Annotated in this window: 18 protein-coding genes; 14 read left to right on the top strand and 4 right to left on the bottom strand. The window is 74.1% G+C overall.

Annotated elements, in window-relative coordinates; all coding sequences use genetic code 11:
- Nucleotides 1–8 precede the first annotated feature (8 nt).
- The 12 genes from ACFY2B_RS07095 (at nucleotide 9) to ACFY2B_RS07040 (ending at nucleotide 16030) form a co-directional block, all read left to right on the top strand.
- Nucleotides 9–791 carry a hypothetical protein gene (locus ACFY2B_RS07095; RefSeq protein WP_390762132.1) on the top strand — a complete coding sequence of 261 codons (783 nt, stop codon included), beginning with the start codon at nucleotides 9–11 and terminating at the stop codon, nucleotides 789–791.
- Nucleotides 788–1474 (top strand): hypothetical protein, encoded by a 687-nt coding sequence (locus ACFY2B_RS07090; RefSeq protein WP_390762131.1) that lies wholly within the window; start codon nucleotides 788–790, stop codon nucleotides 1472–1474. The genes ACFY2B_RS07095 and ACFY2B_RS07090 overlap by 4 nt, the downstream gene beginning before the upstream one ends.
- Before the next feature lie 10 nt (nucleotides 1475–1484).
- Nucleotides 1485–1847, top strand: coding sequence for a hypothetical protein (locus ACFY2B_RS07085; RefSeq protein ID WP_390762130.1), 363 nt, complete (start codon nucleotides 1485–1487; stop codon nucleotides 1845–1847).
- A complete protein-coding gene (locus ACFY2B_RS07080; RefSeq protein ID WP_390762129.1) occupies nucleotides 1840–2979 on the top strand; it encodes a hypothetical protein in 1140 nt (379 codons plus the stop codon). The genes ACFY2B_RS07085 and ACFY2B_RS07080 overlap by 8 nt, the downstream gene beginning before the upstream one ends.
- 33 nt (nucleotides 2980–3012) lie before the next feature.
- A complete protein-coding gene (locus ACFY2B_RS07075; RefSeq protein ID WP_390762128.1) occupies nucleotides 3013–3549 on the top strand; it encodes a phage baseplate assembly protein V in 537 nt (178 codons plus the stop codon).
- Between the two features lie 16 nt (nucleotides 3550–3565).
- Nucleotides 3566–3901, top strand: a complete 336-nt coding sequence (locus ACFY2B_RS07070; protein WP_390762127.1) for a hypothetical protein — start codon at nucleotides 3566–3568, stop codon at nucleotides 3899–3901.
- Nucleotides 3898–4284, top strand: a complete 387-nt coding sequence (locus tag ACFY2B_RS07065) for a GPW/gp25 family protein (protein WP_390762126.1) — start codon at nucleotides 3898–3900, stop codon at nucleotides 4282–4284. The genes ACFY2B_RS07070 and ACFY2B_RS07065 overlap by 4 nt, the downstream gene beginning before the upstream one ends.
- Complete coding sequence (locus ACFY2B_RS07060; protein ID WP_390762125.1) at nucleotides 4281–7445, top strand: putative baseplate assembly protein; 3165 nt, start codon at nucleotides 4281–4283, stop codon at nucleotides 7443–7445. Before ACFY2B_RS07065 ends, ACFY2B_RS07060 begins: the two co-directional genes overlap by 4 nt.
- Nucleotides 7442–11308, top strand: a complete 3867-nt coding sequence (locus ACFY2B_RS07055; RefSeq protein ID WP_390762124.1) for a putative baseplate assembly protein — start codon at nucleotides 7442–7444, stop codon at nucleotides 11306–11308. The genes ACFY2B_RS07060 and ACFY2B_RS07055 overlap by 4 nt, the downstream gene beginning before the upstream one ends.
- On the top strand, nucleotides 11308–13512 hold the full coding sequence (locus ACFY2B_RS07050) for a hypothetical protein (RefSeq protein WP_390762123.1): 2205 nt from the start codon (nucleotides 11308–11310) through the stop codon (nucleotides 13510–13512). Before ACFY2B_RS07055 ends, ACFY2B_RS07050 begins: the two co-directional genes overlap by 1 nt.
- 68 nt (nucleotides 13513–13580) lie before the next feature.
- Entirely contained in the window at nucleotides 13581–15131 is a 1551-nt protein-coding gene (locus ACFY2B_RS07045; protein WP_390762122.1) for a DUF6519 domain-containing protein, read from the top strand.
- Nucleotides 15131–16030, top strand: coding sequence for a peptidoglycan-binding protein (locus ACFY2B_RS07040; RefSeq protein ID WP_390762121.1), 900 nt, complete (start codon nucleotides 15131–15133; stop codon nucleotides 16028–16030). The genes ACFY2B_RS07045 and ACFY2B_RS07040 overlap by 1 nt, the downstream gene beginning before the upstream one ends.
- A 24-nt stretch (nucleotides 16031–16054) precedes the next feature.
- Here ACFY2B_RS07040 and ACFY2B_RS07035 read toward each other — a convergent pair whose 3' ends face one another.
- The gene (locus ACFY2B_RS07035) at nucleotides 16055–16444 is read right to left on the bottom strand and encodes a DUF5997 family protein (RefSeq protein ID WP_390762120.1); all 390 of its coding nucleotides are present in this window, start codon (nucleotides 16442–16444) and stop codon (nucleotides 16055–16057) included.
- A 58-nt stretch (nucleotides 16445–16502) separates the two neighbouring features.
- Between ACFY2B_RS07035 and ACFY2B_RS07030 the strand changes: the two genes are divergently transcribed.
- A complete protein-coding gene (locus ACFY2B_RS07030) occupies nucleotides 16503–17357 on the top strand; it encodes a LysR family substrate-binding domain-containing protein (RefSeq protein WP_390762119.1) in 855 nt (284 codons plus the stop codon).
- Nucleotides 17358–17454: 97 nt separating this feature from the next.
- Here ACFY2B_RS07030 and ACFY2B_RS07025 read toward each other — a convergent pair whose 3' ends face one another.
- A complete protein-coding gene (locus ACFY2B_RS07025; protein ID WP_390762118.1) occupies nucleotides 17455–18879 on the bottom strand; it encodes an MFS transporter in 1425 nt (474 codons plus the stop codon).
- 661 nt (nucleotides 18880–19540) lie between these two features.
- Between ACFY2B_RS07025 and ACFY2B_RS07020 the strand changes: the two genes are divergently transcribed.
- Nucleotides 19541–20572 carry a lactonase family protein gene (locus ACFY2B_RS07020; RefSeq protein WP_390762117.1) on the top strand — a complete coding sequence of 344 codons (1032 nt, stop codon included), beginning with the start codon at nucleotides 19541–19543 and terminating at the stop codon, nucleotides 20570–20572.
- Between the two features lie 187 nt (nucleotides 20573–20759).
- On the opposite strand, the gene ACFY2B_RS07015 is transcribed toward ACFY2B_RS07020, so the two are convergent.
- The gene (locus ACFY2B_RS07015; RefSeq protein ID WP_390762116.1) at nucleotides 20760–21683 is read right to left on the bottom strand and encodes a sirohydrochlorin chelatase; all 924 of its coding nucleotides are present in this window, start codon (nucleotides 21681–21683) and stop codon (nucleotides 20760–20762) included.
- A gap of 174 nt (nucleotides 21684–21857) precedes the next feature.
- The gene (locus ACFY2B_RS07010) at nucleotides 21858–22835 is read right to left on the bottom strand and encodes an N-acetylglucosamine kinase (RefSeq protein WP_390762115.1); all 978 of its coding nucleotides are present in this window, start codon (nucleotides 22833–22835) and stop codon (nucleotides 21858–21860) included.
- Between the last annotated feature and the right edge of the window lie 320 nt (nucleotides 22836–23155).

Here is a 23155-nt window from a genome sequence, read left to right as displayed (position 1 = left end):
GGATGGGAATGAGCCGGTTCGAAACGTACCACTGGCAGGGTGTGACGCTCGACGACCCCGGACTCGAAGCCGCACGGTCTGAACTCGCAAGTCCGTCCGATCAGGATGCCGCTCTGCGTGCCTTCGTCGACCTCCTGCGGAGTGGGGAAACAGCGGCAATGGGGATCGCCCTCGACCACTATCACTATGCGATTTCCATGGAGCGGCACGGCTTCGGGAACGTGCTGAGGGGCTACGGTCACGAGGCGTTGCAGTGTGCGCGACAGATCCTCCGAGGGGCTCCCTCCGCCGCATCGCAAACCGGTGCCTCGATGAATGGTGCGGAATACGCGAGCGCACTGCTCATCATGATCAACAGGGCGGAGGAGGAAGATGTCGAGTCGATCGCCCGCGTGCTTGACGCGCCGCCGAACTATGATGCCGAATCGGCAGCGTTCAAGTCAGCCGGCAGAATTCTTGAGCTGTCGACAGGTGCGAACGAGAGGTTGGTCACGGCGCTGGCCCGCGTGATTTTCGACGACCGCAGAGATGCCGGCGATCGTCTTGACGCACTTGAGGCGCTCGCCAAGGGCTCATCCCCGCAAGCTCTCGTCGAAATCAAAACGGCCATGGAGCTGAACGATCTGGGAATGCAGACAACGGCGGCATACGCCCTCGCCGTTCACGACCTGGCGGCGTACCGGAGTCTCATCGAGGAGAAGGCCGCCGCATGGCCCGAGGACGCCCCTTACCCAGCCTCCGACGTGAGAGACATCCTGGTCGAATGTGACGATTCCGCGGAGGAGAAATGACCCGCTACGCCGACATCCCCAAACCCATCCGCTCCGGAATCGTCGTCGTCAGCCCCGACACCGGCATCCCCCGACGCATCATCGTGCTCCAGTTCAACCCGGACACCCTGGAACGCAGCATCGCGCCGCAGTCCGCCGGGGACAGCGGTGACGGCGGAGGCGGCGGCACCGGCAGCGGCGACCGGAACGAAGCCCTGCGGCTGAAAGGACCGGCCCAGGAGACCTGGAAGTTCACCGCCGAGATCGACGCGACCGACCAGCTGGAGATCGCCGCGCCCAACGGCATCCACCCCCAGCTCGCCACGCTCGAAATGCTCGTGCAGCCCACCACCGCGCAGCTGCGCGCGGCGACCCGGCTGACGCAGAAGGGGGCCATCGAGATCAGCCCGATCGAGATGCCGCTGACACTGTTCACCTGGGGGAGCAAGCGGGTCATGCCCGTCCGGCTGACCGAACTCTCCGTCAACGAGTCCGCCTTCGACGTGAACCTCAACCCGATCCGGGCCTCCCTCGGCATCGGGATGAAGATCCTCACCGTCAGCGACCTGCCCGCCGGGCACCGCGGCGCCGACCTGTACATGGCCCACCTCGCGCAGAAGGAGCGGCTCGCCGCCGCCGCGCGCGGCGGCGGCCTGGGCGCCCTCGGCCTCGGCGGCGCCGACCTCGTGACCGGAAGGGGCTGAGACCACCGCCATGGCCGACATCGAACCGTACGAGAGCGCCCTGGACTCCCTGCCGGGCGCGCACCCCTACCCGCGCACCAGTCGCTACCACGACGCGGAGATCGGCGTGCACCGGCGTGCGGACGGGACCGAGGTCCGGTACACCAAACGGCGCCTGCTGCCCCCGCTCGACGAGGAGACCGAGCCGCACACCGTCGGCGCCGGGGAGCGGCCCGATCTGCTCGGACAGCGTTTCCTCGGCGATCCGGGCCAGTGGTGGCGGATCGCCGACGCCAACCCCGTGCTCGACCCGCGGGAGCTGACCGACGAACCGGGCCGCGTCATCGGCATCCCGCTCAGCGGCGGGTTCCCACGCGGGGAGCGGCATGTCTGAACAGCCCGTGGGGCAGGGCCCCGTCCACATCCAGCTCCAGATGGGGCCCACGCTGGCCCGCCCGGTCCCGCTGGAGGTCGCCGAGGCTCTGCTGTCCGCCCAGATCACCGCCACCGCGGGGGAGCGCAGCGGCTTCCAGTTCGCGTTCGACCTCACGAAGAACGGGCTGATCAGCAGCCGGTTGCTGCCCGAGGGATTCTTCGATCCGAAGACCCGCGTCATCCTCACCGTCAGCGTCCGCGGCACCCCCGAGGTGCTGTTCGACGGGCTGATCGTCCGGCAGGAGGTCGGCGCCAGCAACATTCCGGGCCACTCCACCCTCACCGTCACGGGCGAGGACCTGACGCTGCTCATGGACCTGGAGGAACGCACCGCCCGCTACCCCAACCTGCCCCCGTCCGAACGCGTCCTCGCCATCCTGCGCCGCTACTCGGAGTACGGCATCCGGCCGGACGTCTACACGGAGAAGGTGGCCCAGCCCCCGCACCAGGACCTGCGGGTGCACTACCAGACCGGCACCGACCTGCAGTACGTCACCGAACTGGCCCGCGCCAACGGGTACACCTTCTACCTGGAGCCCGGACCCACCCCCGGCCGGTCCGCCGCCCGCTGGGGACCCGAGGTCCGGCTCGGCGTCCGTCAGCACGCCCTCAACGTCAACATGGACGCCAACACGACGGTCGACCAGCTGACCTTCTCCTACGACGGCACGGCGCGGGAGGAACCGCAGGCCCGCTGGCAGGACCCGGGGACGCGGCAGACCACCCTGCTGCCGCAGCCGCCGATCAGCCCCCTGCGCCCGCCGCTCGGCCGCCGGCCCACCCCGGCCCTCAAGCGCAAGACGCTCTCCGGCACCGCCAAGCAGCAGCGTGCACAGGCCGAGGCGGAACTCCTCGCCAGGGCCGCCGTCTCCGCCGACGTCATCTCGGGATCCGGCTCGCTCGACGTCAACCGGCACGGCTACCTCCTCCAGCCGCGCCGACTGGTCGGCGTGCGGGGGGCGGGCCGCGCGTACGACGGCGACTACTACGTCAAGTCCGTGACCCACAGCCTGCGCCCGGGCTCGTTCCAGCAGAACTTCACCCTCTCCCGGGAGGGCCTGGAGGCACGCAGCGACCGCGTCCGGCCCTGACCCGAACCACCTAGGAACCAGGAGCAGTTCAGCATGGCGGCACCCAGCAATCGCTATCTCGGCAAGTTCCGCGGCCGGGTGGTGGACAACAACGACCCGCTGCACATCGGCCGGATCACGGCCGAGGTCCCGGACGTCCTCGGTGACGAGCCGTCCACGTGGGCGCTGCCCTGCCTGCCGTTCACCGGACCCCAGGCGGGCCAGTTCGTGGTGCCGCCGCCCGGCGCGGGCGTGTGGGTGGAGTTCGAACAGGGCGACCCCAGCTTCCCGGTGTGGACCGGATGCTGGTACGGCGACGCCGCGGAACTGCCGCCCGACGCACGCCGCGAACTCCAGGCGAACGCGGCGAGCAAACCGGTCGTGGTGCAGACCCCGCAGGACCACAAGATCGTGCTCAACGACACCGCCGGCGCCGAACAGGGCATCCTCCTGCAGGCCCAGGGCGGCGCCTACATCCGCATCACCAAGGAAGCCGTGGTCATCGCCACCGGCGCCGGCGCCGAGGTCATCCTGCGCGGTCGTGAAGTGACCATCAACGAGGGCCAGTTGACCGTCCTCTCCAAGCGATAGACAACGGGGGAAGAACTTGTCCGGAAGTCTGCTGGACGCGAGCGCCGTCATCGGCTGCCCGCACGGCGGCCGTGCCGCGCCGGCCACCACGCCCACGGGCGGCCTGCGGATCGCGGGCGCCGCCGTCGTCACGGCCACGGCCGCGTACGTCGTCACCGGCTGCCCGCACATCGTCGACGGCGTGCCCTCGCCGTGCGTCTCGGTCCGCTGGACCCCGGACGGCTCGGGCATCACGGCCGACGGCGCACCCGTGCTGCTGGACACCTCAGCGGCCCAGTGCCTCAGCGCGGCCTTCGTCCCCCAGGGCCCGCCCGTCGTCCAGGCCGCGCAGCGAAAGGTCACCGTCCGATGAGGCCGACGAGCCACCGCACCCGCACCGACATCGCGTTCCCGTTCCACGCCGACCGGCGCGGACGGACCGCGCACGCCCGCCCCGCCGAGCACGTGCACGACCTGATCGAGCAACTGCTCTTCACCAGCCCCGGCGAACGCGTGATGCGCCCCGACTTCGGCTGCGGACTGCTCGACCTGGTCTTCGCCCCGGACAGCCCCGAACTGGTCAGCACCCTCGAACTCGCCGTCCAGGCCGCTCTCCAGCGCTGGCTCGGCGACCTGGTCGAGGTCGTGTCCCTCGACATCGCCGGCGAGGACGACGTCGTACGGGTCCAGCTGTCGTACCTCGTACGGGCCACGGGTTCGGTGCACGAGGACCTCTTCGAGGGGAGGGCGGCATGAGCGCGGGAACCACCCGGCGGGCCAAGGTACGCGCCGCCCAGCTCAACGGGATCGACGCCGTCGAGGCCGGCGACGACGGGCTGCTGCTCAGCGTGACCTTCCTCGGCAAGGCCCCGCACGGGCTCGGCCCGGAGAACGTCCGGATCGACGGCGGCCGGCGCATCACCGGCATCACCGCCGTGGACCTCAGCGTGGAACGCGAGGAGGACCCCGAGCTGGACGACCGGCTCCACGTCACCCTCGACCGGACCGGCGACACCTCCCGCTACCGGCTGTCGCTGGTGGAGGCCGACCCGTACGGCCGCCCCGGCACCGAACCCTTCCGCGGCTTCGACCAGCGCTACCACAGCGCGCCGTTCTCCTTCCGGCCCGGCCGTCCCACCCCCTTCGACTGCGCCGACGCCGCCGAACCGCCCACGGACCTCCCGGCCGTGCCCGTCATCGACTACACGGCCCGCGACTACGACACCATCCGCAAGGTGCTGCTCGACCGGCTCGCGCTGACCACCCCCGACTGGCAGGAGCGCAACCCCGCCGACCTCGGCATGACACTGGTCGAACTGCTCGCGTACACCGGCGACCAGATCAGCTACCAGCAGGACGCGGTCGCCACCGAGGCGTACCTCGACACCGCGCGCCGCCGGGTCTCGGTGCGCCGGCACGTCCGGCTCATCGACTACGCCATGCACGACGGCAGCAACGCCCGCGCGTACGTCACCGTCGGGACCGCCGCCGACCACACCCTGGCCCCGGGCACCTTCCGCTTCGCGTCGGTCGACGTCCGCACCCTCGACCCGCACGACCGCCCCGAACCCGGCACCGTCATCGACGAGAACGACCTCGGCGACCTGGACGAGCGCGGCTCCGTGGAGGTCTTCGAACCGGTCGTCGCCGCCGATCCGCTGCGGCTGCGGGTCGCGCACAACGCGATCCGGCTGTGGACCTGGGACGGCGAGGTGTCCGCCCTGCCCAAGGGCGCCACCGCGGCCACCCTGCGCGACGAGTGGGCGGACCCCGAGACCTGCCGGGAACGCCGTCTTGACCTGAAACCGGGCGACGTCCTGGTCCTGGAGGAGGTCAAGGGCCCGCGCACCGGCACCCCGGGCGACGCCGACCCCGCCCACCGTCAGGCCGTACGCCTGACCTCCGTCACGCCCGGCCTCGACCGCATCGACGACCAGCCCGTCCTGGAGGTCACCTGGGCCGCTGAGGACGCCCTGCGCTTCCCGTTCTGCCTGACCACGCGCGGCGGACGGGACTGCCTGCCGGTCGCGGACGTCACCCTCGCCCGCGGCAACACCGTCCTCGTCGACCACGGCCGCTCCGGCCTGCACGAGAGCGTCACCGTGCCGCCGGCCCCGGCCGTCGTGGCATCCTGCGACCCTCCCCCAGCCTCCGGCCAGGGGTACCCCCATCTCGCTTCGCCCGGCTTCGGCTGCCCCGACCGTACCGAGGGCAACGCGCCCGCACGGCTCATCACCCTCCTCACGGACCGGACGGAGAGCGGCCGGGCCCTGACCCCGGACGACGTCCGCCACCTGTTCGAGACCGTCGGGGAACGGGCGACCGTACGCGCCGGACTCGGCCTGGAACAGGCCGGGCAGCGGTCCACGGGAGCACCCCCGGCCGGAGGCTGGGGGAGGGTGGTGCCGAGCACCGCCTACGCACAGGCCGCGGCGCTGCGGACGCTGCTCGCACAGTCCCTCTACCCGGGCATCCGGCCGCGCTTCCGCCCCGTCCTCGGCCGGGCACCGGTCACCCAGGCGGTGCCGTACCCGGACCCGGCCACGGTCGCCGCCGGGCAGGCCGAACGGATCGCCGCCATCCCGGGCCGGGTCCGGCAGCGGCTCGTGGACCTGTGGCGCAGCGCCCGCGACCGCGACGGGCTCGGCGACGAGGAAGTCACCGAACTCGCCCTGATCTACGGCCTGAAGGTGCTGGAGCGACTGGAACTGCACCGCCACCCGGTGCGCGCCCTGCGCGAACTGCTGTACCGCTCCGACGAACTGCTCGACGCCAAGCTCCGGCGCATCGGGATCCTCGCCGCGCGGGCCCGGGCCGGCACGGTCCTCGACGGGCACATCGCCTGGGAGATCGCGCACAGCTGGGGACCCGCGTACGCGGCCGGACTGCACCCGGAGGAGCCGGTGCTGCGCGGCCCGGCGACCGCCGCCCTCACCCAGGACCCGCGCCGTGCCCTGCCCGCCGTACGCCTCCACGACCGCGACGGGACCTGGGACCCGCGCCGCGACCTGCTCGACAGCGCCTCCCGGGACCGGCACTTCGTGGGCGAGCAGGAGGACGACGGACGGCTCGCCCTGCGCTTCGGCGACGGACGGTACGGCGCCGAGCCCACCCCGGGGGCCCGGCTGGCGGTGCGCTACCGGCTCGGCGGTGGCGTCACGGGCAACGTCGGCGCGGAGGCCATCAACCACCTCGTCGTCGAGGCGGGCGGCACCCCGCCGGCCGCCACCGTCCGCAACCCGCTGCCCGCCACCGGCGGAACCGAACCCGAACCCCTGGAGCAGGTACGCCAGCTGGCCCCCCTCGACCTGCGCCGCACCAGGCTGCGCGCGGTCACCGCCGAGGACTACGCGGCCCTCGCCGCCGCCCTGCCGGGAGTGCAGCGGGCCGCGGCCGCCATCCGCTGGACCGGCAGCGTCCAGGAGGCCCATGTCGCGATCGACGCGTACGGCAGCGGCAGCCCCTCCCCGGAGCTGCTCACCTCGACGGCCCAGGCCCTGGAGACGTACCGGCGCATCGGGCACGACCTCGTGGTCGGCCCCGCCCGGCTGGTCCCGCTGGACATCGCCCTCACGGTGTGCGCCCTGCCCGGCCACCAGCACGGGCAGATCCTGGCCGACCTGTACCGGGTGCTCGGCCGCGGCCGGCTGCCCGGCGGGCGCCTGGGCTTCTTCCACCCGGACGCGCTGACCTTCGGCGAACCCGTCCGGCTCAGCCGGCTGGTCGCCGTCGCGGCGGCCGTGCCCGGGGTGCAGAGCGTCGAGGTCACCCGGCTGCGCCGGCTGTACGAACCGGACCGAGGAGAGAGGGAGGACGGCGTGCTGCGGCTCGGCCCGCTGGAGATCGCCACCTGTGACAACGACCCGGACCGGCCGGAGAACGGCCGGCTGGCGGTATCCCTGGGAGGTGCCCGATGACCCGGGGCTGCTCCTGCGGCGGCGCGTGCGGCGGCCACGACGAGCGCCTCGCCCCCGCCCCGCCGCACAACCCTCCCGGCCGCAGCGCCCTCGACTACCGCGTCGGCGAGTACGGTTCCTTCCTCGCCGCGCTGCTCGACCGGCTCGCCTCACCGGCGTACCCGGCGCTGACCGGGCTGACCGTCCGCACCCCCGACGACCCGGCGATCGGCTTGCTCGACGCCACCGCCGTCCTCGGGGATCTGCTCACCTTCCACTCCGAGCGGATCGCGGACGAGGCGTACCTCCGCACCGCGGGCGAACACCGCTCACTGGCGCTGCTCGGCCGGCTCGTCGGCCACCGGCCGCGGCCGGGCGTCGCTGCGGGCACGCATCTCGCGTACACCCTCGACCACGACCCGCGCGCCGCCGGCCTGCCCGTGCTGATCCCGCGCGGGGCACGCAGCCACAGTGTGCCCGCCGCCGCCGACGAGGAGTCACTGACCTTCGAGACGGCCCGGGACCTCACCGCCCGCTGGGACTGGAACGAGCTGAAGGTGCGGCGCCGCCGGCCCTCCCTCGTCACGCCCGAGGACCTCGACCGCCGCTCCGAACTGTTCGTGGAGGGCACGGCGAACTCCCTCCAGACCGGTGACCAGCTCCTCTTCGTCTTCGGCGAACAGGCGGGCGGGCAGCGACTGCTGCTGCCCGTCGCGGGCGTCCGCATCGACCGCGAGGACGAGACCACCGCCGTCTCGCTGCCGAAGTCGGCCCCGCCCACGCTCAAGGAACTGGTGGACGAGGTGCGGCGCTGGACGGCGGAGCCCGCCGCTCCCGGTGAGCCGGGCGAGGAGCCGCCGACGCCCGAGGTCCCCGATCCGCGGCCGGTCAGCCGGCTGATCGAGGACTTCGACGACCAGGTGCTCGCGCCGCTCCGGGCGGACCTGGGCGGCACCACCACCCCGGAGGGCCTGGCGGCCCGGCTGGCCGAGCCGCTGGCCCGGCTGAACGAGGCACAGGTGCTGGCCGAGCCGTATCCGGACGTGGCCGCGTGGTTCGAGCGGCTGGAGGCGGTCCTCGCGGAACTCGCCCGGCGCGCCCTGGGCCTGGCACCCGCGCAGCCGGTCCAGCCCGCGCCGCCGGGGCAGGCCGCCCAACCGGGGCAGGCCGCCCAACCGGGGCAGGCCGCCCGGAGGGGCGAGAGCCCCACCACCGAGGGCGCCGGGGCGGCGACCCCGCGGCCCGCGACCGGGCAACAGGCCCAGGCCCGTCCCGAGGATCCCCGCCAGGCCGCCCTCCGGGCCCTGGCCGGTGTCCTGCCGGCCCTGCGCGGCTCCGCACCCGCCGCCCGCGCGGGCACCCGCACCCAGCGCCCCGGCACCGACACCGCCCGCCTCCTCACCGCCCTCGATCCCGCCCTCGGCAGTCTCTACCCGGCCTGGCGCACGGCCGCCGCCCCGGCCGCCCCGCAATTGCTGCGCGAACTGCTCGCGCTGCGCGTCACCGCCGCCCCGTTCGGTGCCACGGCCCCGCTGAAGCCGGTCCAGGACGACCGGGGCCGGGTCATCCGCAGCGCGGACTGGCCGCTGACCGGCGCCGTGCTGGCGAGCATGCGCGTGGTGTACGACACGGCGGGCAAGGCCCCGGTCCGGGCCGAGTTCCAGTACGTGGAGGGCGCCGGCTCCGACCAGCGCGCCGAGAACCTGCCCGTCGTCCAGCCGGTCACCTTCCCGCTCGGCCCCGGCCGGGTCGACCTGTCGACCCGGGCCGGGCAGGACCGCGACCTGAACTGGCTGGGCCGGCGCCCCGCCGACTCCCAGGAACCGGGCGTCACCGCCCGCCTCCAGTCCGGGCTGCCCGAATGCACCCTGTTCGTCGCCCGCCCCGACGACGACGGCTCCGTCCACGTGGGAGTCAACAACGGCACCACCCACGAGAGCACCCTGCGGCCGGGCGCCGCCGAGCAGTTCACGCACGGCGACTTCGAGGTGACGCTCAAGTACACCGTCGGTACCACCGAACCCAACGTGGAGATCGTCATCGCCGGCAGACCGGCGCCCGTCAACCGCCGTGTCCTGCAACTCGACACGGTCCAGGACGGCATCACCGTCGGCAGCTGGGTGGCGGTCCGGCGCCCGGCCAAGGGCGCCGAGGGCGGCATCCCGGGCGACGCGGAACTGGCCTTCGTCACCACCCAGGTGGTCGCCGCGCGCACGGCCGCCTACTCCAACTACGGCATCACCGGCCGCGGTACCGAACTCACCCTCGCCGACCCCTGGCTCGACGAGTTCGACGTCCTGCTCTCCCACATCCGCGACACCACGGTGGACGCGGCGGGCGAACCGCTGCGCCTCGCGGACGAACCACTCGGCGACGAGGTGCACGGCAACGAGATCGAACTCGCCGACCTGTACGACGGGCTGCGGCCCGGCCGGCTGCTGATCGTGACCGGTGAGCGCACCGACATCCCGGGCGCCGCCGGGGTCCCCGCCACCGAGGTGGTGACCATCGCCGCCGCCGACCCGGCCGTCGACCCCCGGCTGCCCGGCGACCACGTGCACACCCGGCTGACCCTCACCACGGACCTGGTCCACCGCTACTGCCGCTCGACGGTCCGCATCCTCGGCAACGTCGTCGAGGCCACCCACGGGGAGAGCCGGGAGGAGGCCGTCGGCAGCGGCGACTCCGACCGCGCGGGCCAGACCTTCGCGCTCTGGCAGTCCCCGCTGACCTGGCTCGCCGCCGACAATCCTCTCGGCGCCACCCCCGTCCTGGAGATCCGGGTCGACGGCGTCCTGTGGCACGAGGTCGACAGCCTCGCCGGGCGCGGTCCCACCGAGCGGGTGTACATCACGGGCACCGCGGCGGGCGGCCGGACGACCGTGACCTTCGGCGACGGCGTGCACGGCGCCCGGCTGCCCAGCGGCCACGAGAACGTCCGCGCCCGCTACCGCTTCGGCACCGGCAAGGCCGCCAACGTCCCCGCCGACCGGATCACCCAGCCCCTCACCCGCCCGCTCGGCGTCACCGCGGTCACCAACCCGCGTCCGGCCACCGGCGGCGCGGACGCCGACGGGCCCGGTCTGACCCGCCGTACGATCCCGCTCGCCGTCTCCGCCCTGGACCGTCTGGTCTCGCCGTCCGACTACGCGGACTTCGCCCGCTCCCGGGCCGGCATCGGCCGGGCGGCGGCCCGGGAACTCTTCGACGGGCGGCGCCGGGTGCTCCAGGTGACGGTGGCCGGGACCGACGACGTGCCCATCGCCGACGACGCGGACGTCCTGCGCGCCCTGCGCGGCGCGCTCACCGAGTACGGCGACCCGAACCTGCCCGTCCGCGTGGACGTGCGCGAACTGGTCCTGCTGCTCGTCTCCGCCCAGGTGAAACTGGCACCCGACCACACCTGGGAGGTGGTCGAACCCCGGCTGCGCCAGGCGCTGCTGGCCCGGCTCGGCTACGCCGGACGGGAACTGGCGCAGCCCGCCCGGCTCTCCGAGGTGCTGGCCACCGCCCACTCGGTACCGGGCGTCGACTACGTGGACGTCGACGTCTTCACCGGCGTGCCCGCCTCCGCGGAACCGGAGCAGCTGACCGGGCTGCTGGCCGCCCCCGGGGTGCCCCGGCCCTCCGTACCGGCCCGCCCGGCCGCGTACGAGGAACGCACCCACACCGTCCGCGACGAGCACGGCGAGACACTGTCGTCCGTCTGCGCCCGGTACGGCGTCCCGCTCGCCGAACTGCTCCGCCTCAACCCCGACATCACCGACACCCGGCGCCTGGACAAGGGCCGGACGGTGTTCGTCTTCCGCGGCATCCGCCCCGCACAGCTCGCTCTGCTGTCGGCGCGCGCCGCCGACACCCTCATCCTGACGGAGGTCAAGTGATGTCCCCCGACGCCGAGTTGGAGACCCCGGCCTCGGTCGCGCCGCGGGAGCCGGACGGCCTCGCCGAGCTGCTGCCCCGCTGGCACCGGCTGCGCGACGCCGAAGAGGGCGAACCGCTGCGCGCCCTGCTCGCGGTGATCGCCGAGCAGCTCGACCGGGTCCGCGACGGCGTCGCCCAGGGCTACGAGGACCTGTTCGTGGAGACCGCGGCCCCCTGGGTGCTGCCGTACCTCGGCGACCTGGTGGGCTACCGCACCCTGCCGGGTTACGAGCGAAGCGAGGCGGGGGCACCCCCGGCCGGAGGCTGGGGGAGCGTCCTCACCACCGGCCTGCACGCCGGCGGCCGGGACGCGCTCGCCGAAGCCGTCGCCCCGCGCCGCGACGTGGCCGCCACCGTCGCCCACCGCCGCCGCAAGGGCACCCTCCACCTGCTGGAGGAACTGGCCGAACAGGTCGCCGACTGGCCCGCGCGGGCTGTCGAACTGTCCCGGCTCGTCGCCCACACCCAACCGGTGAAGCTGTACGGCAGCGGCCGGCGCGGGGACCGCGGGCGCCTGGTCGACCTGCGGGACGGGGCCGCGCTCGCCGTCGCCGGCGGACCGTTCGAACAGTCGGCCCGCACGGTCGACGTACGCCGCGCCGACTCCCGCCGCAAGCAGGGCGGCTGGACGCCGGCCGGGGTCGGGCTGTTCGTGTGGCGGCTGAAGGCGCAGGCGCTGACCTCGTCCCCGGCCTACTGCATCGACCGCGCCCGCAACCTCTACACCTTCTCCATCCTCGGCACCGACACCCCGCTGGTCACCAGGCCGGTCCCGGAGCCGTCGCCCGCATCCATCGCCGCCGTCGACAACGTCCCGGCGTTCATCACCCGCCGGCTGCTGCACGACCGGCTCGCCGACTACTACGGTCCCGGCAAGAGCCTCGTCATCCGGTGCGACGGCGAGGACCGGCCGGTGCCGCCCGCCGACGTGGTGGTCGCCGACCTGTCGGACTGGCGCTACCGCCCCAAGCGGGGCCAGGTCGCCGTCGACCCCGAACTCGGCCGCATCGCCTTCGGGTCCCGGCCGGCGCCCCGCCAGGGCGTCTGGGTGGACTACCACCATGCCACCGCCGCCGACCTGGGCGGCGGCGAGTACGACCGCGACCGCGAACCCCGCCCGGACGCCACGGTCCTCAGGGTCGGACCCGGCCAGCCCTACCAGCGGATCATGGACGCCTACCGGGCCTGGCAGCAGGACCGCGGCCGGCACCGCACCGGGATCATCGAGATCGCCCACAGCGGCGCCCACCAGGAGCAACTGGACTTCGACCTCGACCCCGGCGACCGTCTCGAACTGCGCGCTGCCGAGGGCTCCCGGCCGGTGATCAGACTGCTCGACTGGTACAGCAACCGGCCCGACGCCCTCAACATCCGCGCCGTGTCCGACGACTGCGCCCCGCACGAACGACCCCGCATCGTCCTCGACGGGCTGCTGGTCGCCGGCCGCGGCATCAACGTCACCGGCCCGATGGGCGCGGTGGTCGTCCGGCACAGCACGCTGGTGCCCGGCTGGTCCCTGGAGCCCGAGTGCGAGCCGCACTCGCCCGACGAGCCCAGCATCGTCCTGGACCGCACCACCGCCTGCCTGCAGATCGAACACAGCATCCTCGGCACCATCGAGGTCATCGGCGACGAGGTCGGCGAGGACCCCCTCGACATCCATCTGCGCGACAGCATCCTGGACGCCACCGGCCACGACCGCATCGCCCTGTCCGCCCCGGACGGCCGCCACGCCCACGCCGTCCTGCACCTGCACCGCACCACCGTCATCGGGGAGGTACGCACCCACGCGGTGCGCATCGCCGAGAACTCGGTCCTCACCGGCGAACTGCACGTCGCCCGGCGCGGCATCGGCTGCCTGCGGTACTGCTACGTGCCGCCCGGCTCGCGCACCCCCCGCCGCCACCGCTGCCAGCCGGACCTGGCCGGCCCGGCGCAGGCCGCGCGGGTGCGGCCGCTGTTCGCGGGCGAACGCTACGGCACCCCGTGGTACGGGCTGCTCGCGGACCGCTGCGCCCCGGAGCTGCGGCGCGGCGCGGACGACGGCGCGGAACTCGGCGCGTATCACGACCTGTACCGGCCGCAGCGCGAGGACGGCCTGCGGGCCCGGCTCGCCGAGTACGCGCCCGCGGGCACCGACGCCGGGATCTTCTTCGTGACATGAGCCGCCCGTCCGTGAGCGAGCCGCCCGCCGCCTTCGAGACCACATCCTGAACCAGGGGGACACCCTTCATGCACGCCGATCTCTCCCGTTCCACCTTCCGCCCCGAGCGGCACTACTCCGCGGTCATCGCCCAGCAGGGCCGCGTCCAGCTCGACGCCGACCTGAACGAGCAGACCGCCATCCAGCTCCACGAGGCCCGGATCCGCACCGCCGACCTGATCGGCCGGCACGGCGGACCGCGCGACGCCACCGGCTTCCACATCGAGTACGTGGGCGGCAAGCTCGACATCGACACCCTGTACATCGGCGGCGGCCGTTACTACGTCGACGGCATCCTGTGCGACGCGGACCGTCCGGCACCGGACACCCCCGTACCCGACGAGGACACCGCGGACCAGCCGCCGGCTGCCGCACAGCCGTTCTGGGACTACTGGAACCAGCCCGACGGCTTCCGCGACCCGGAGCGGCCCGGCGACCGCCTGCCCTCGCCGGGACAGTCCCCGTTCGTGGCCTACCTCAAGGTGTGGGAGCGGACCGTCTCGGCCGCCGAGGACCCCGTGCTGCGCGAGGTCGCGCTCGGTGCCGCGCTGCCCGACACCGCCGTCCGCTCCAAGGTCGTCTGGCAGGTGCTGCCGCTGTCCCTGGGCGAGCTGGAGATCGAGGACGCCGACCCCTCGAAGGAGGTCGTCCGGGCCGCCTTCGACCGCTGGGCACAGCGCCAGGCCGCGCCCGCCACCCGGCTCGCCGCCCGCGCCGAACGGCCCGAGCACGCCGACGAGGACCCGTGTCTGGTCCGCCCCGACGCGCGCTACCGCGGCCAGGAGAACCAGCTGTACCGGGTGGAGGTCCACGCCGGCGGCGAGGCGAAGGACGCCACCTTCAAGTGGTCCCGGGAGAACGGCTCGGTGGTCTTCCCGATCGATGGACTCGACGGCACCTGGGCGGAGTTGTCGACCCTCGGCTTCGACGACAAGCTGGACCTGGACGTCGGCGACCTGGTGGAGGTCACGGACACCGCGTACGCCTCCCGTCCCGACGCCCTGCCGCTGCTGCGGGTCGAGGAACTGGACCTGCCCGGCCGCCGGGTCCGGCTGTCCGCCGAACCCGACGCGCACGTCGGGCGACTGCCCCACCTGCACCCGTTCCTGCGCCGCTGGGACCACCACGAAGGGCCCCGCCGCAAGGGTCGTACCGCGGCGCTCAAGGGCGGCGCGATCCCGGTGACGGAGGGGGAGTGGCTGCCCCTGGAGGACGGTGTCGAGGTGTACTTCGCCGCGGGCGGCACCTACCGCACCGGCGATCACTGGCTGATCCCCGCCCGCACCGCCACCGGCGGCGTCGACTGGCCCACGGACCCGGCGCGTCGCCCCCTGCTGCGGCAACCGGCCGGTATCGAGCGGCACTTCGCGCCGCTCGCCCTGGTCAAGGGCGAGGAGGGCGCCGTCGATCTGCGACTCGCCTTCGGACCGCTCGCGAGCAGCATCCCGGCGGCGGACGAGGCGACCCTCGCGGCGGAGGCGTCCGCCGCGCGGGAGGAACGAGCGGCGGAGGCCGACCCCTCCGGCGGCCGGTCACAGACCACAGCGACGGCGGAGGCGGCCGTGGAAGGAGACGAGTGATGGCACAGCCGATGAGCGCGTCCAAGCTGGTGGAGATCCTGCGAGCGGAGGGCGTGACGGTCCACGAGGTGCGCAACTGGCGCACCCACAACCGCAACACCAAGGGTCCCTGGGGCCCGATCAACGGCGTGATGATCCACCACACCGTCACCTCGGGCACCGACAACTCGGTGAACATCTGTTACAACGGCTATTCCGGGCTGCCCGGCCCGCTGTGCCACGGCGTCATCGACAAGCAGGGCCACGTCCACCTCATCGGCAACGGCCGCGCCAACCACGCAGGACTCGGCGACAGTGACGTGCTGCGGGCTGTCGTCAACGAGGCGAAGCTGCCGCACGACAACGAGGCCGACACCGACGGCAACCGGCACTTCTACGGCTTCGAGTGCGTCAACCTCGGCGACGGCAAGGACCCCTGGCCGGAGGCGCAGAAGGACGCCATCGCACGGGTCGCCGCCGCCATCTGCCGCCACTACGGCTGGAGCGAGCGCTCGGTGATCGGCCACAAGGAGTGGCAGCCGGGCAAGCAGGACCCGCGCGGCTTCACCATGGACAGCATGCGCGGACGCATCGCCGCCCGGCTGGCCGGAAAGGGCGGCGGGAAGGGCCCGGGGGAGCCGGAGAAGCCCAAACCGGCCCCCAAGCCGAAGTACGCGCCCTTCCCGGGTGGCGGCTTCTTCCACATCGGGCAGAAGTCGGCGGTGATCACGGCGATGGGCCGCCGGCTCGTCGCCGAGGGGTGCGGCCACTACGAGCAGGGACCGGGCCCGGAGTGGACCGAGGCCGACCGCAAGTCCTACGCGGCCTGGCAGCGCAAGCTCGGCTTCAAGGGCAAGGACGCGGACGGCGTCCCCGGCCGGACCAGCTGGGACAAGCTGAAGGTGCCGTCGGACGGCTGAGCGGGCGCGCGCCGGGCGGGGCGGTCAGTCCTGCCCGGCCCGCTCCTTGCGCAGTTCCCTGAGGCGGGTCGCCTCCTTGCGGACCCCGGCCTGGGTGGTGCGCTCCCGCTCCAGCCACGCGGGCCCTTCCCGCTTCAGCGACTCGATCTGCTCGGTGGTGAGCGCGTCGGTCACCCCGCCGCGGGCCAGGCCCGCGATGGACACGCCCAGCTTCGCCGCGACCACCGGACGCGGATGCGGGCCGTCGCGCCGCAGCTCGCGCAGCCACTGCGGCGGCTCGGCCTGGAGCCGGTTCAGCTCGGCGCGCGAGACGACACCCTCCTGGAACTCTGCGGGGGTGGCGGGGAGGTACACACCCAGCTTCTTCGCCGCGGTCGCGGGCTTCATCGTCTGGGGGCTCTGCTGCGACGTCATGGGTCAAGGGTATCGGCCGGCCACGGGAGGCCCCGCCACGGCCGGTACCCTTGGCCCGGTGACAGGCCATGGCCCGGCGACGGGCCCGCAGGAGACACCGTCCTTCCGTCTCGCGTACGTACCAGGGGCGACGCCCGGCAAGTGGGCGCGGATCTGGCACGAACGCCTGCCCGGTGTCCCGCTCGCCCTCCTGCCGGTGCCGTCCGCGGAGGCGGCGGACGTGCTGCGCGACGGCACGGCCGACGCGGGCCTCGTCCGGCTGCCGGTCGATCGCACGTTCTTCAGCGCGATCCCGCTGTACACCGAGACGACGGTGGTGGTGGTCCCCAAGGACCACCTGATCACGGCCGCGGACGAGGTGACCCTCGCCGACCTGGCCGACGAGGTCGTCTGGCACCCCCTCGACGACGTCCTCGGCTGGGACGCCCCGCCCGGCGAGCCCGCCGCCGAACGGCCCGCCACCACCGACGACGCCGTCCAGCTCGTCGCGGCCGGGGTGGGTCTCCTCGTCGTCCCGCAGTCACTGGCCCGCCTGCACCACCGCAGGGACCTGACCTACCGCACGGTCGTCGACGCCCCCCAGTCGGGCATCGCCCTGTGCTGGCCCGAGCACGCCACCACCGACCTGGTCGAGGACTTCATCGGGATCGTGCGCGGACGCACCGCCAACAGCACCCGCGGCCGGGGCACCCTTCAGGCCGGGCAGCCCCAGCAGACCCCGCCGAAGCGGAAGCGCCCCGAGGGGGCCGCCCGGCAGCAGCCCGCGGCGGGCGGCTCGGCCGGCCGCACCCGGCAGAACCGCTCCGCCGTCAAGGGGACCAAGGACTCCACGAACACCAAGAGCGGCAAGAGCACCAAGGGGATCAAGGGGGCCAAGGGGACCGGTAGCGGCAGGCCACGCCGCCGGTCCTGATCCGGTGGGCGCCGCGGTGCCGCTCGTGGCCCCGGCGGGCCGCCGCGGTCCCGGTCGGCTCCCCTGGTGCGGTCCCCGCCGGGCGGGCGGCGGACGGTCAGCCGCCCGCCGACGGGCCCCGCAGATCGGCCACGGCCAGTACCAGCGCCACCAGGACGAACACCAGCGCGGTCACGAAGCCCAGCCGGAGCGCGTCGGCGGCCCGACCGTGGTTGGAGAGATGCGCGAAGTACACCGAGCCCACGACGGCGATCCCGGCCGCCGACCCGATCCGCTGCCCGGTCTGCAGCACTCCGCCGGCCGCCCCGGCGCGGCGCACCGGGACCCCGGCGAGCGTCAGCGTGGTGTTGGGCGAGACGGTCAGACCGGAGCCGACACCGGCGACGAGCAGCGGCAGCGCCGCCGCCCAGCCGGCCTCCGGGCCCGGCACCAGCCGCACCGCCGCCATGGCACCCAGCACCCCGACCGCCACCGCGAGCAGCCCGATCACCACCAGCCCGCGGCCGTAGCGGACGACGAGCCGGCCGCCCGCCAGGGCGGCCGCCGCCGACCCGACCGCGAACGGCATCGCGGCCGTTCCGGCGGCCAGCGCGCTGTAGCCGAGGCTGTTCTGCAGGTACAGGGAGTAGATGAAGTACACCGAGGTGAATCCGGCGAAGTACACCAGGCTCAGCAGCGAGCCCAGCGAGAACGACCGCAGGGTGAACAGCCCCAGGTCCAGCAGCGGCCCCCGGCCCAGCCGGCCCTGCCGCCGCTCCCACGTCCAGAACGCCGCCAGCAGCAGCACGGCCACGGGAACCAGGGCCCACTTGCCCCGGCCGGGCCACGCCTGTTCCTGCACCACCGGCAGCATCAGCGCGAACGCGCCGCAGCCGAGCAGCAGCACGCCCGGTACGTCGAAGCCCTCCCCGGCGTTCCCGCGCGGCGCGATTCTCGGCAGCAGCCGCAGCGCGGTCGCGAACACCACGAGGCCGATCGGCAGGTTGAGGTAGAACACCCAGCGCCAGCTGCCGAACACCTCGATCAGCACACCGCCCGCCAGCGGACCGACGGCGGTGGAGACGGCTACGACGCTGCCGAACGCGGCGAACGCGCGGGCCCGTTCGCTGCCCTGGAACAACTGCATGATCAGCGCCGACGTCTGAGGTGCGATCAGGCCGCCCGCCACGCCCTGCAGCAGCCGGAACACCACCAGCCAACTGCCCGTGGGGGCCAGCCCGCAGGCCACGGAGGTGAGCGTGAACAACGCGACCCCGGTGAGGAACACCTGCCGGCTGCCCCGCAGATCGGCCAGCCGTCCGGCGGGCACCAGACACAGGCCGTAGGTGAGGGCGTAGCCGGAGACCACCCAGGACAGATCGGCCGGGTCGGCGTGCAGGCCGCGCTCCATCGACGGCACGGCGACATTCACGATCGACGTGTCGAGCAGGGTCATGAAGCCCGCCGTCAGACAGACCGCGAGCGCCTTCCAGCGTCGCTCGTCCGCGAGCGGCTCGGTCTTCTGGGCCTGGACGGTGGTCATGGCGACCCGAAGAGGCCGGGGCGCCGGACGCCCGGCCCGGTGGGCGCGGGGGCGGCGCGGTGGGACAGCCCGGGCTGCCGGTGCGGAGGGATCGGGTCGGTGGGCATGGGGCAGACCTTCCTGTGCTGTCCTGCGCTCACCGTAGGAACCGACGTCACGCCCCGCGCGCCGGGACGTCAGGAGAACGGGCCGTCACCGGCCGTGCCACGGCCGGACGGCAAGGCCGGGGCCGCTTTTCGAAGCCGAACAGCCATGCTGCGCCGTCCGGGTGGCGGCCCCGTTCCGGGCCCCGGCCGGGCCCGCCCGGCCGGGGCGGGGAACGGCGGTTCGGCGCCGCGCGTGGTGCGTGCCGGCGCACACCGGGGCGCCCCCGGGTGGATCACCCGCCCGGCGCAGGCCGCCGGGCGGGCCTGTCGTCCGGCCGACCGCGACATCCGCGTCAGCCGTGGCCGGTGCCGGTCCACCGCCACGGTGCGCGCCGCGCTCCGGCCGACCACACTGACCTGACCGAGCCGTTGCGAACCCGGCCGGGCCGGCACCGGCCCCGTCCGGTTCACGTCCCGTCGGCGGCCGGGTCCGGACCGGGCGGGCCTGGTCTAGACCGCCGGAGATCGACTGCTACCGTCGGCCCCGGACGTGGCACGCACGAGAGGGGACAGCGGTGGCAGACGGCAACAGGCGGCGCAGGGCCTTCATCGGGTCGTTCACGGCGGCGGGCGGCCCCGGGCTGGTGACGGCGGCCGTCCACCCGCACAGCGGTGCGCTCGCCGTGCTCGACCGTGTCGACGGTGTCCCGGACCCGTCGTATCTGGCCCTGTCGCCCGACGGGGGCACGTTGTACGCCGTCAGCGAGACGGCCGACGGCGCGGTCGCCGCGTACCGGGTCAAAGGCGACAAGCCGGTTCTGGCCGGGGCGCCGGTGCCGGTCGGCGGCAGCGGACCCACGCATCTCGGCCTGTACGACGGTCACCTGCTCATCGCCAACTACGGCTCCGGCAGCGTCACCGCCGTGCCCGTGCGCGCCGACGGCGCCCTGGCCGGCACCCGGTCCGGGGTGCTCCAGCACGTCGGCGCGGGCCCGCACGAGCGGCGCCAGCGGGGCCCGCACGCCCATCAGGTGCAGCCGGACCCCAGTGGCCGCTGGGCGGTCAGCGTCGACCTGGGCACGGACTCGGTGCGGGTGTGCACCCTGGAGCGGGGCGTCCCCGTGCTGTACCGCGAGATCGCCTTGCGGCCCGGTTCCGGCCCCCGCCATCTCGCCTTCCATCCGGGCGGGGCGTACGCCTACGTCGTCAACGAGCTGACCCCGACGGTCACCGTGTGCCGCTGGGACGCCGAGCAGGGCCTGCTGCGGCCGCTGACCGAGACGCCGCTCCTGCCGGGTGCGCCGGCCGGTGACGCGTATGCGTCGGGCATCGTCGTCTCGCCCGACGGCCGCTTCGTGTGGACCGCGACCCGCGGTGAGGACGTGCTGTCCGTGTTCGCCGTCGAGGGTGAGGGGCTGCGGCTGACGGGCACGGTGCCGTGCGGCGGCCACTGGCCGCGCGCGCTGGCCGAGAGCGGTGGTTTCCTGTACGCCGCCAACGAGCGGTCCGGGAACGTCACCTGGTTCGCGATCGACCCGGACACCGGACTGCCGCGTTACGACGGTTCGGTGGAGGTGCCCGCGGCGTCCTGCGTGGTCTTCGACTGAAACCGGTCTTCGACTGAAACCGGCCTTCGTCCGGAACGGTCGTCGTCTGAAGCGGTCTTCGTCCGGTGCTGCGTTCGGCCGATGTTGTCCGGCAGCTGCCTGACATCGATACATGTGCCGCGGGCCCGCTCTCCTGCCGGAGCGGGCCCGTGGGCGTGCGCCTGCCGTGGCGCCGACGCGTGGTGCGTCAGCGGGCCTGGGCGCCCTGCCGCTGCTGCGGTGCGATGCCCAGCGCCGTGGTGTACTTCGCCAGGGCGAGCTTGCCGACCGCAGGGTACGCGCCGAGCGGTTCCGCGGTGGCGCAGTCCGCCTCGGTGGCGGCCGCCGCCAGCAGGTCCGGGTCGATCTCGGGGCCGATCAGGTACGGCGCCAGCGCCAGCTGCTGCGAACCCGAGGACCGCAGCTGCTCGGCGACCGAAGCGATCGAGCCGTCCGCGTCCAGGGCTGCCGCCATCACCGGCACGGCCAGGCGCGCGGCGAGCAGCATGCCGGTGATGCCCGCGGCCTGCACGGCCTCGTCACCGCCCACGGAGGCCAGGACGATGCCGTCCGCGGCGGTCGCCACGGTGAACAGGCGGGCCCGGTCGGCGCGGGCCAGGCCCGCCTCCGAGAGGCGCACGTGCAGCGCCTCGGCGAGCAGCGGGTGCGGGCCGAGGACGTCGGTCAGCTCGGCGGCGACCCGGCTCTCCATCACGGCCTGGCGGACCCGCCGCAGCAGTGCGTTGTCCGGACCGGCCAGCAGCGGCACGACGACGGCCACCGGGCCGTCGGGCTCCTTGGCCTCGGAACCGGCGGCGAGAGCCTGCTCGTAGCGGGCGGTGCGCTCGTCGGCGGCCCGCGTCAGCACGGCCTGCAAAGTGGGGAACTCCGCACCGTCCCCGTCCACGTACCCGATCCGGGCGTCCAGGCCGGGCAGCTCGGAGCGGGCGATGCTCACGACCTCCTCGGCGAGGCTGCGCGTGGCGGTGCCGACCGCACCCGGCACCGCGAGGACGAGCGCGGGCGCGTCCTCGGGGGCCACCAGTGGTTCGGGGCGGCGGTGCCGTCCGGGCTGGCGGGGTCGCGGCATTCGTACGGGCAGGCCGGACTCGGGCCCAGTGGGGGAGCTCATGGCGCCGCATGTTACTGGCTTCCTGGGCTCCCCTGTTCGGGGAGGGTGCAGGTGAACGGTATACGTCCGCTTTTGTCTGACGAGTTACGTACAGATCAGAAGTGGGCGATACCTGCCTCCGGCGATGCCCAGCAGGGAGAACGGCGCTCCGGCACGGCCCGGCCGGCGGAGCGTTCAGCGGTTCACCACGTACAACATCTTTTCATCACCCGGCAGGGTGAGCCGTCCGGCCACGAGGTCCGTGGCGATCCGTACCGCGCCGTGCAGCGGATCGCCCTCGGCCGGCACGCGCGGCGCGTACGGCAGCCGCTCCGCCAACTCCTCCGCCAAGGGGACGAGCAGCGGGTCGCCCAGCCGGAACAGGCCGCCGGTGACGGCCACCCGCGGCCCGCCGGAGGCGGGACAGACCGCCGCGGCGGACTCGGCGATGTGCCGGGCCGCCGCGCGCAGGATGCCGGCCGCGACCGGGTCCCGCGTCGCACAGGCGGCCACCAGGGGTGCGAACGAGGCGAGGACGGCGGGCCGGTCGGAGCGCGGATAGAGCAGACCGGGCAACTGCGGCAGCGGGCCGAACCGCTCCTCCGCGCAGGTGCGCAGTGCCGCCGAGCCGCCGTCGCGTCCGTCGTGGGCGCGCAGCGCCGCCTCCAGGCCGGCCCGGCCGATCCAGGCGCCGCCGCCGCAGTCGCCGAGCAGATGGCCCCAGCCGTCCGCCCGCCGCCAGCTCGTCAGGTCGGTGCCGACCGCGATCAGCCCCGTGCCGCCCGCGACCACGGCGCCGGGACGGGAGCCGAGGGCGCCCGCGTAGGCGGCCACCGCGTCGGCGGCGAGCGCGACGGACCGTACGCCGAGTTCCCGTCCGAGCGCGTCCGGCAGTTCGGTGCGCAGCGCGTCGCCGAGGGTGGCGAATCCGGCGGCGCCGACGACCGCCGTCGTCAGCTCGCTCACCCCGGTCTCGGCGGCCGACGCGCGGGCCATGGGCAGGAGTTGTGCCAGCAGGTGCGCGGGATCGATGCCCCGCGCGCCGGTTCTGACCGGCTCCCGCGACTCCCTCGGGGGTGCCGGCTCCCGGCCGGGGACGCCGACCGTGACGCGGAGGCCGGAACCCCCGGAGTCGACGGCCAGGAATCCGGCTCCGGCCTCGGTGGGGCTCACCGGAGGCGGCCAGGTGACAGCGGGCGCGCCTCGGGCGTGACCGGGAGGGCCGGGCCGAGCGCGGGTGCGAGGGTGCCGGGATCCGGGCACCGGAGGCGGGCGGCCGACCCGGCGTGCCGGCGGCGGTGGAGCGGCTGGAGCACTGGACGCGGCAAACTCCGCTCCTTCCCGGTGACCGGCTGGGCGATCCGCTCCGACCGGTTCGGCGGCGCCGACGATGCCAATGGTGCGGACGGGGAGGAAGACTAGCGCCGCGGAACGGCCGTCCGCGCCCCGGCCGTCGTCTCCGCAGTGGCCGTCTCCGTGTGCAAGGGGTGCCG

It is taken from the genome of Streptomyces sp. NPDC001270 (assembly GCF_042896695.1).
In the GTDB taxonomy this organism is placed as follows: Bacteria; Actinomycetota; Actinomycetes; order Streptomycetales; family Streptomycetaceae; genus Streptomyces.
This window is presented reverse-complemented; position numbering and strand designations above follow the sequence as displayed.

What these genes read in the sequence shown, in the direction of transcription:
- ACFY2B_RS07040 (WP_390762121.1), top strand. Translation starts at nt 15,131, where the DNA reads ATGGCACAGCCGATGAGCGCGTCCAAGCTGGTGGAGATCCTGCGAGCG.
- ACFY2B_RS07085 (WP_390762130.1), top strand. Translation starts at nt 1,485, where the DNA reads ATGGCCGACATCGAACCGTACGAGAGCGCCCTGGACTCCCTGCCGGGC.
- ACFY2B_RS07095 (WP_390762132.1), top strand. Translation starts at nt 9, where the DNA reads ATGAGCCGGTTCGAAACGTACCACTGGCAGGGTGTGACGCTCGACGAC.
- ACFY2B_RS07075 (WP_390762128.1), top strand. Translation starts at nt 3,013, where the DNA reads ATGGCGGCACCCAGCAATCGCTATCTCGGCAAGTTCCGCGGCCGGGTG.
- ACFY2B_RS07015 (WP_390762116.1), bottom strand. Translation starts at nt 21,683, where the DNA reads ATGAGCTCCCCCACTGGGCCCGAGTCCGGCCTGCCCGTACGAATGCCG.
- ACFY2B_RS07025 (WP_390762118.1), bottom strand. Translation starts at nt 18,879, where the DNA reads ATGACCACCGTCCAGGCCCAGAAGACCGAGCCGCTCGCGGACGAGCGA.
- ACFY2B_RS07055 (WP_390762124.1), top strand. Translation starts at nt 7,442, where the DNA reads ATGACCCGGGGCTGCTCCTGCGGCGGCGCGTGCGGCGGCCACGACGAG.
- ACFY2B_RS07045 (WP_390762122.1), top strand. Translation starts at nt 13,581, where the DNA reads ATGCACGCCGATCTCTCCCGTTCCACCTTCCGCCCCGAGCGGCACTAC.
- ACFY2B_RS07035 (WP_390762120.1), bottom strand. Translation starts at nt 16,444, where the DNA reads ATGACGTCGCAGCAGAGCCCCCAGACGATGAAGCCCGCGACCGCGGCG.
- ACFY2B_RS07050 (WP_390762123.1), top strand. Translation starts at nt 11,308, where the DNA reads ATGTCCCCCGACGCCGAGTTGGAGACCCCGGCCTCGGTCGCGCCGCGG.
- ACFY2B_RS07065 (WP_390762126.1), top strand. Translation starts at nt 3,898, where the DNA reads ATGAGGCCGACGAGCCACCGCACCCGCACCGACATCGCGTTCCCGTTC.
- ACFY2B_RS07090 (WP_390762131.1), top strand. Translation starts at nt 788, where the DNA reads ATGACCCGCTACGCCGACATCCCCAAACCCATCCGCTCCGGAATCGTC.
- ACFY2B_RS07080 (WP_390762129.1), top strand. Translation starts at nt 1,840, where the DNA reads ATGTCTGAACAGCCCGTGGGGCAGGGCCCCGTCCACATCCAGCTCCAG.
- ACFY2B_RS07060 (WP_390762125.1), top strand. Translation starts at nt 4,281, where the DNA reads ATGAGCGCGGGAACCACCCGGCGGGCCAAGGTACGCGCCGCCCAGCTC.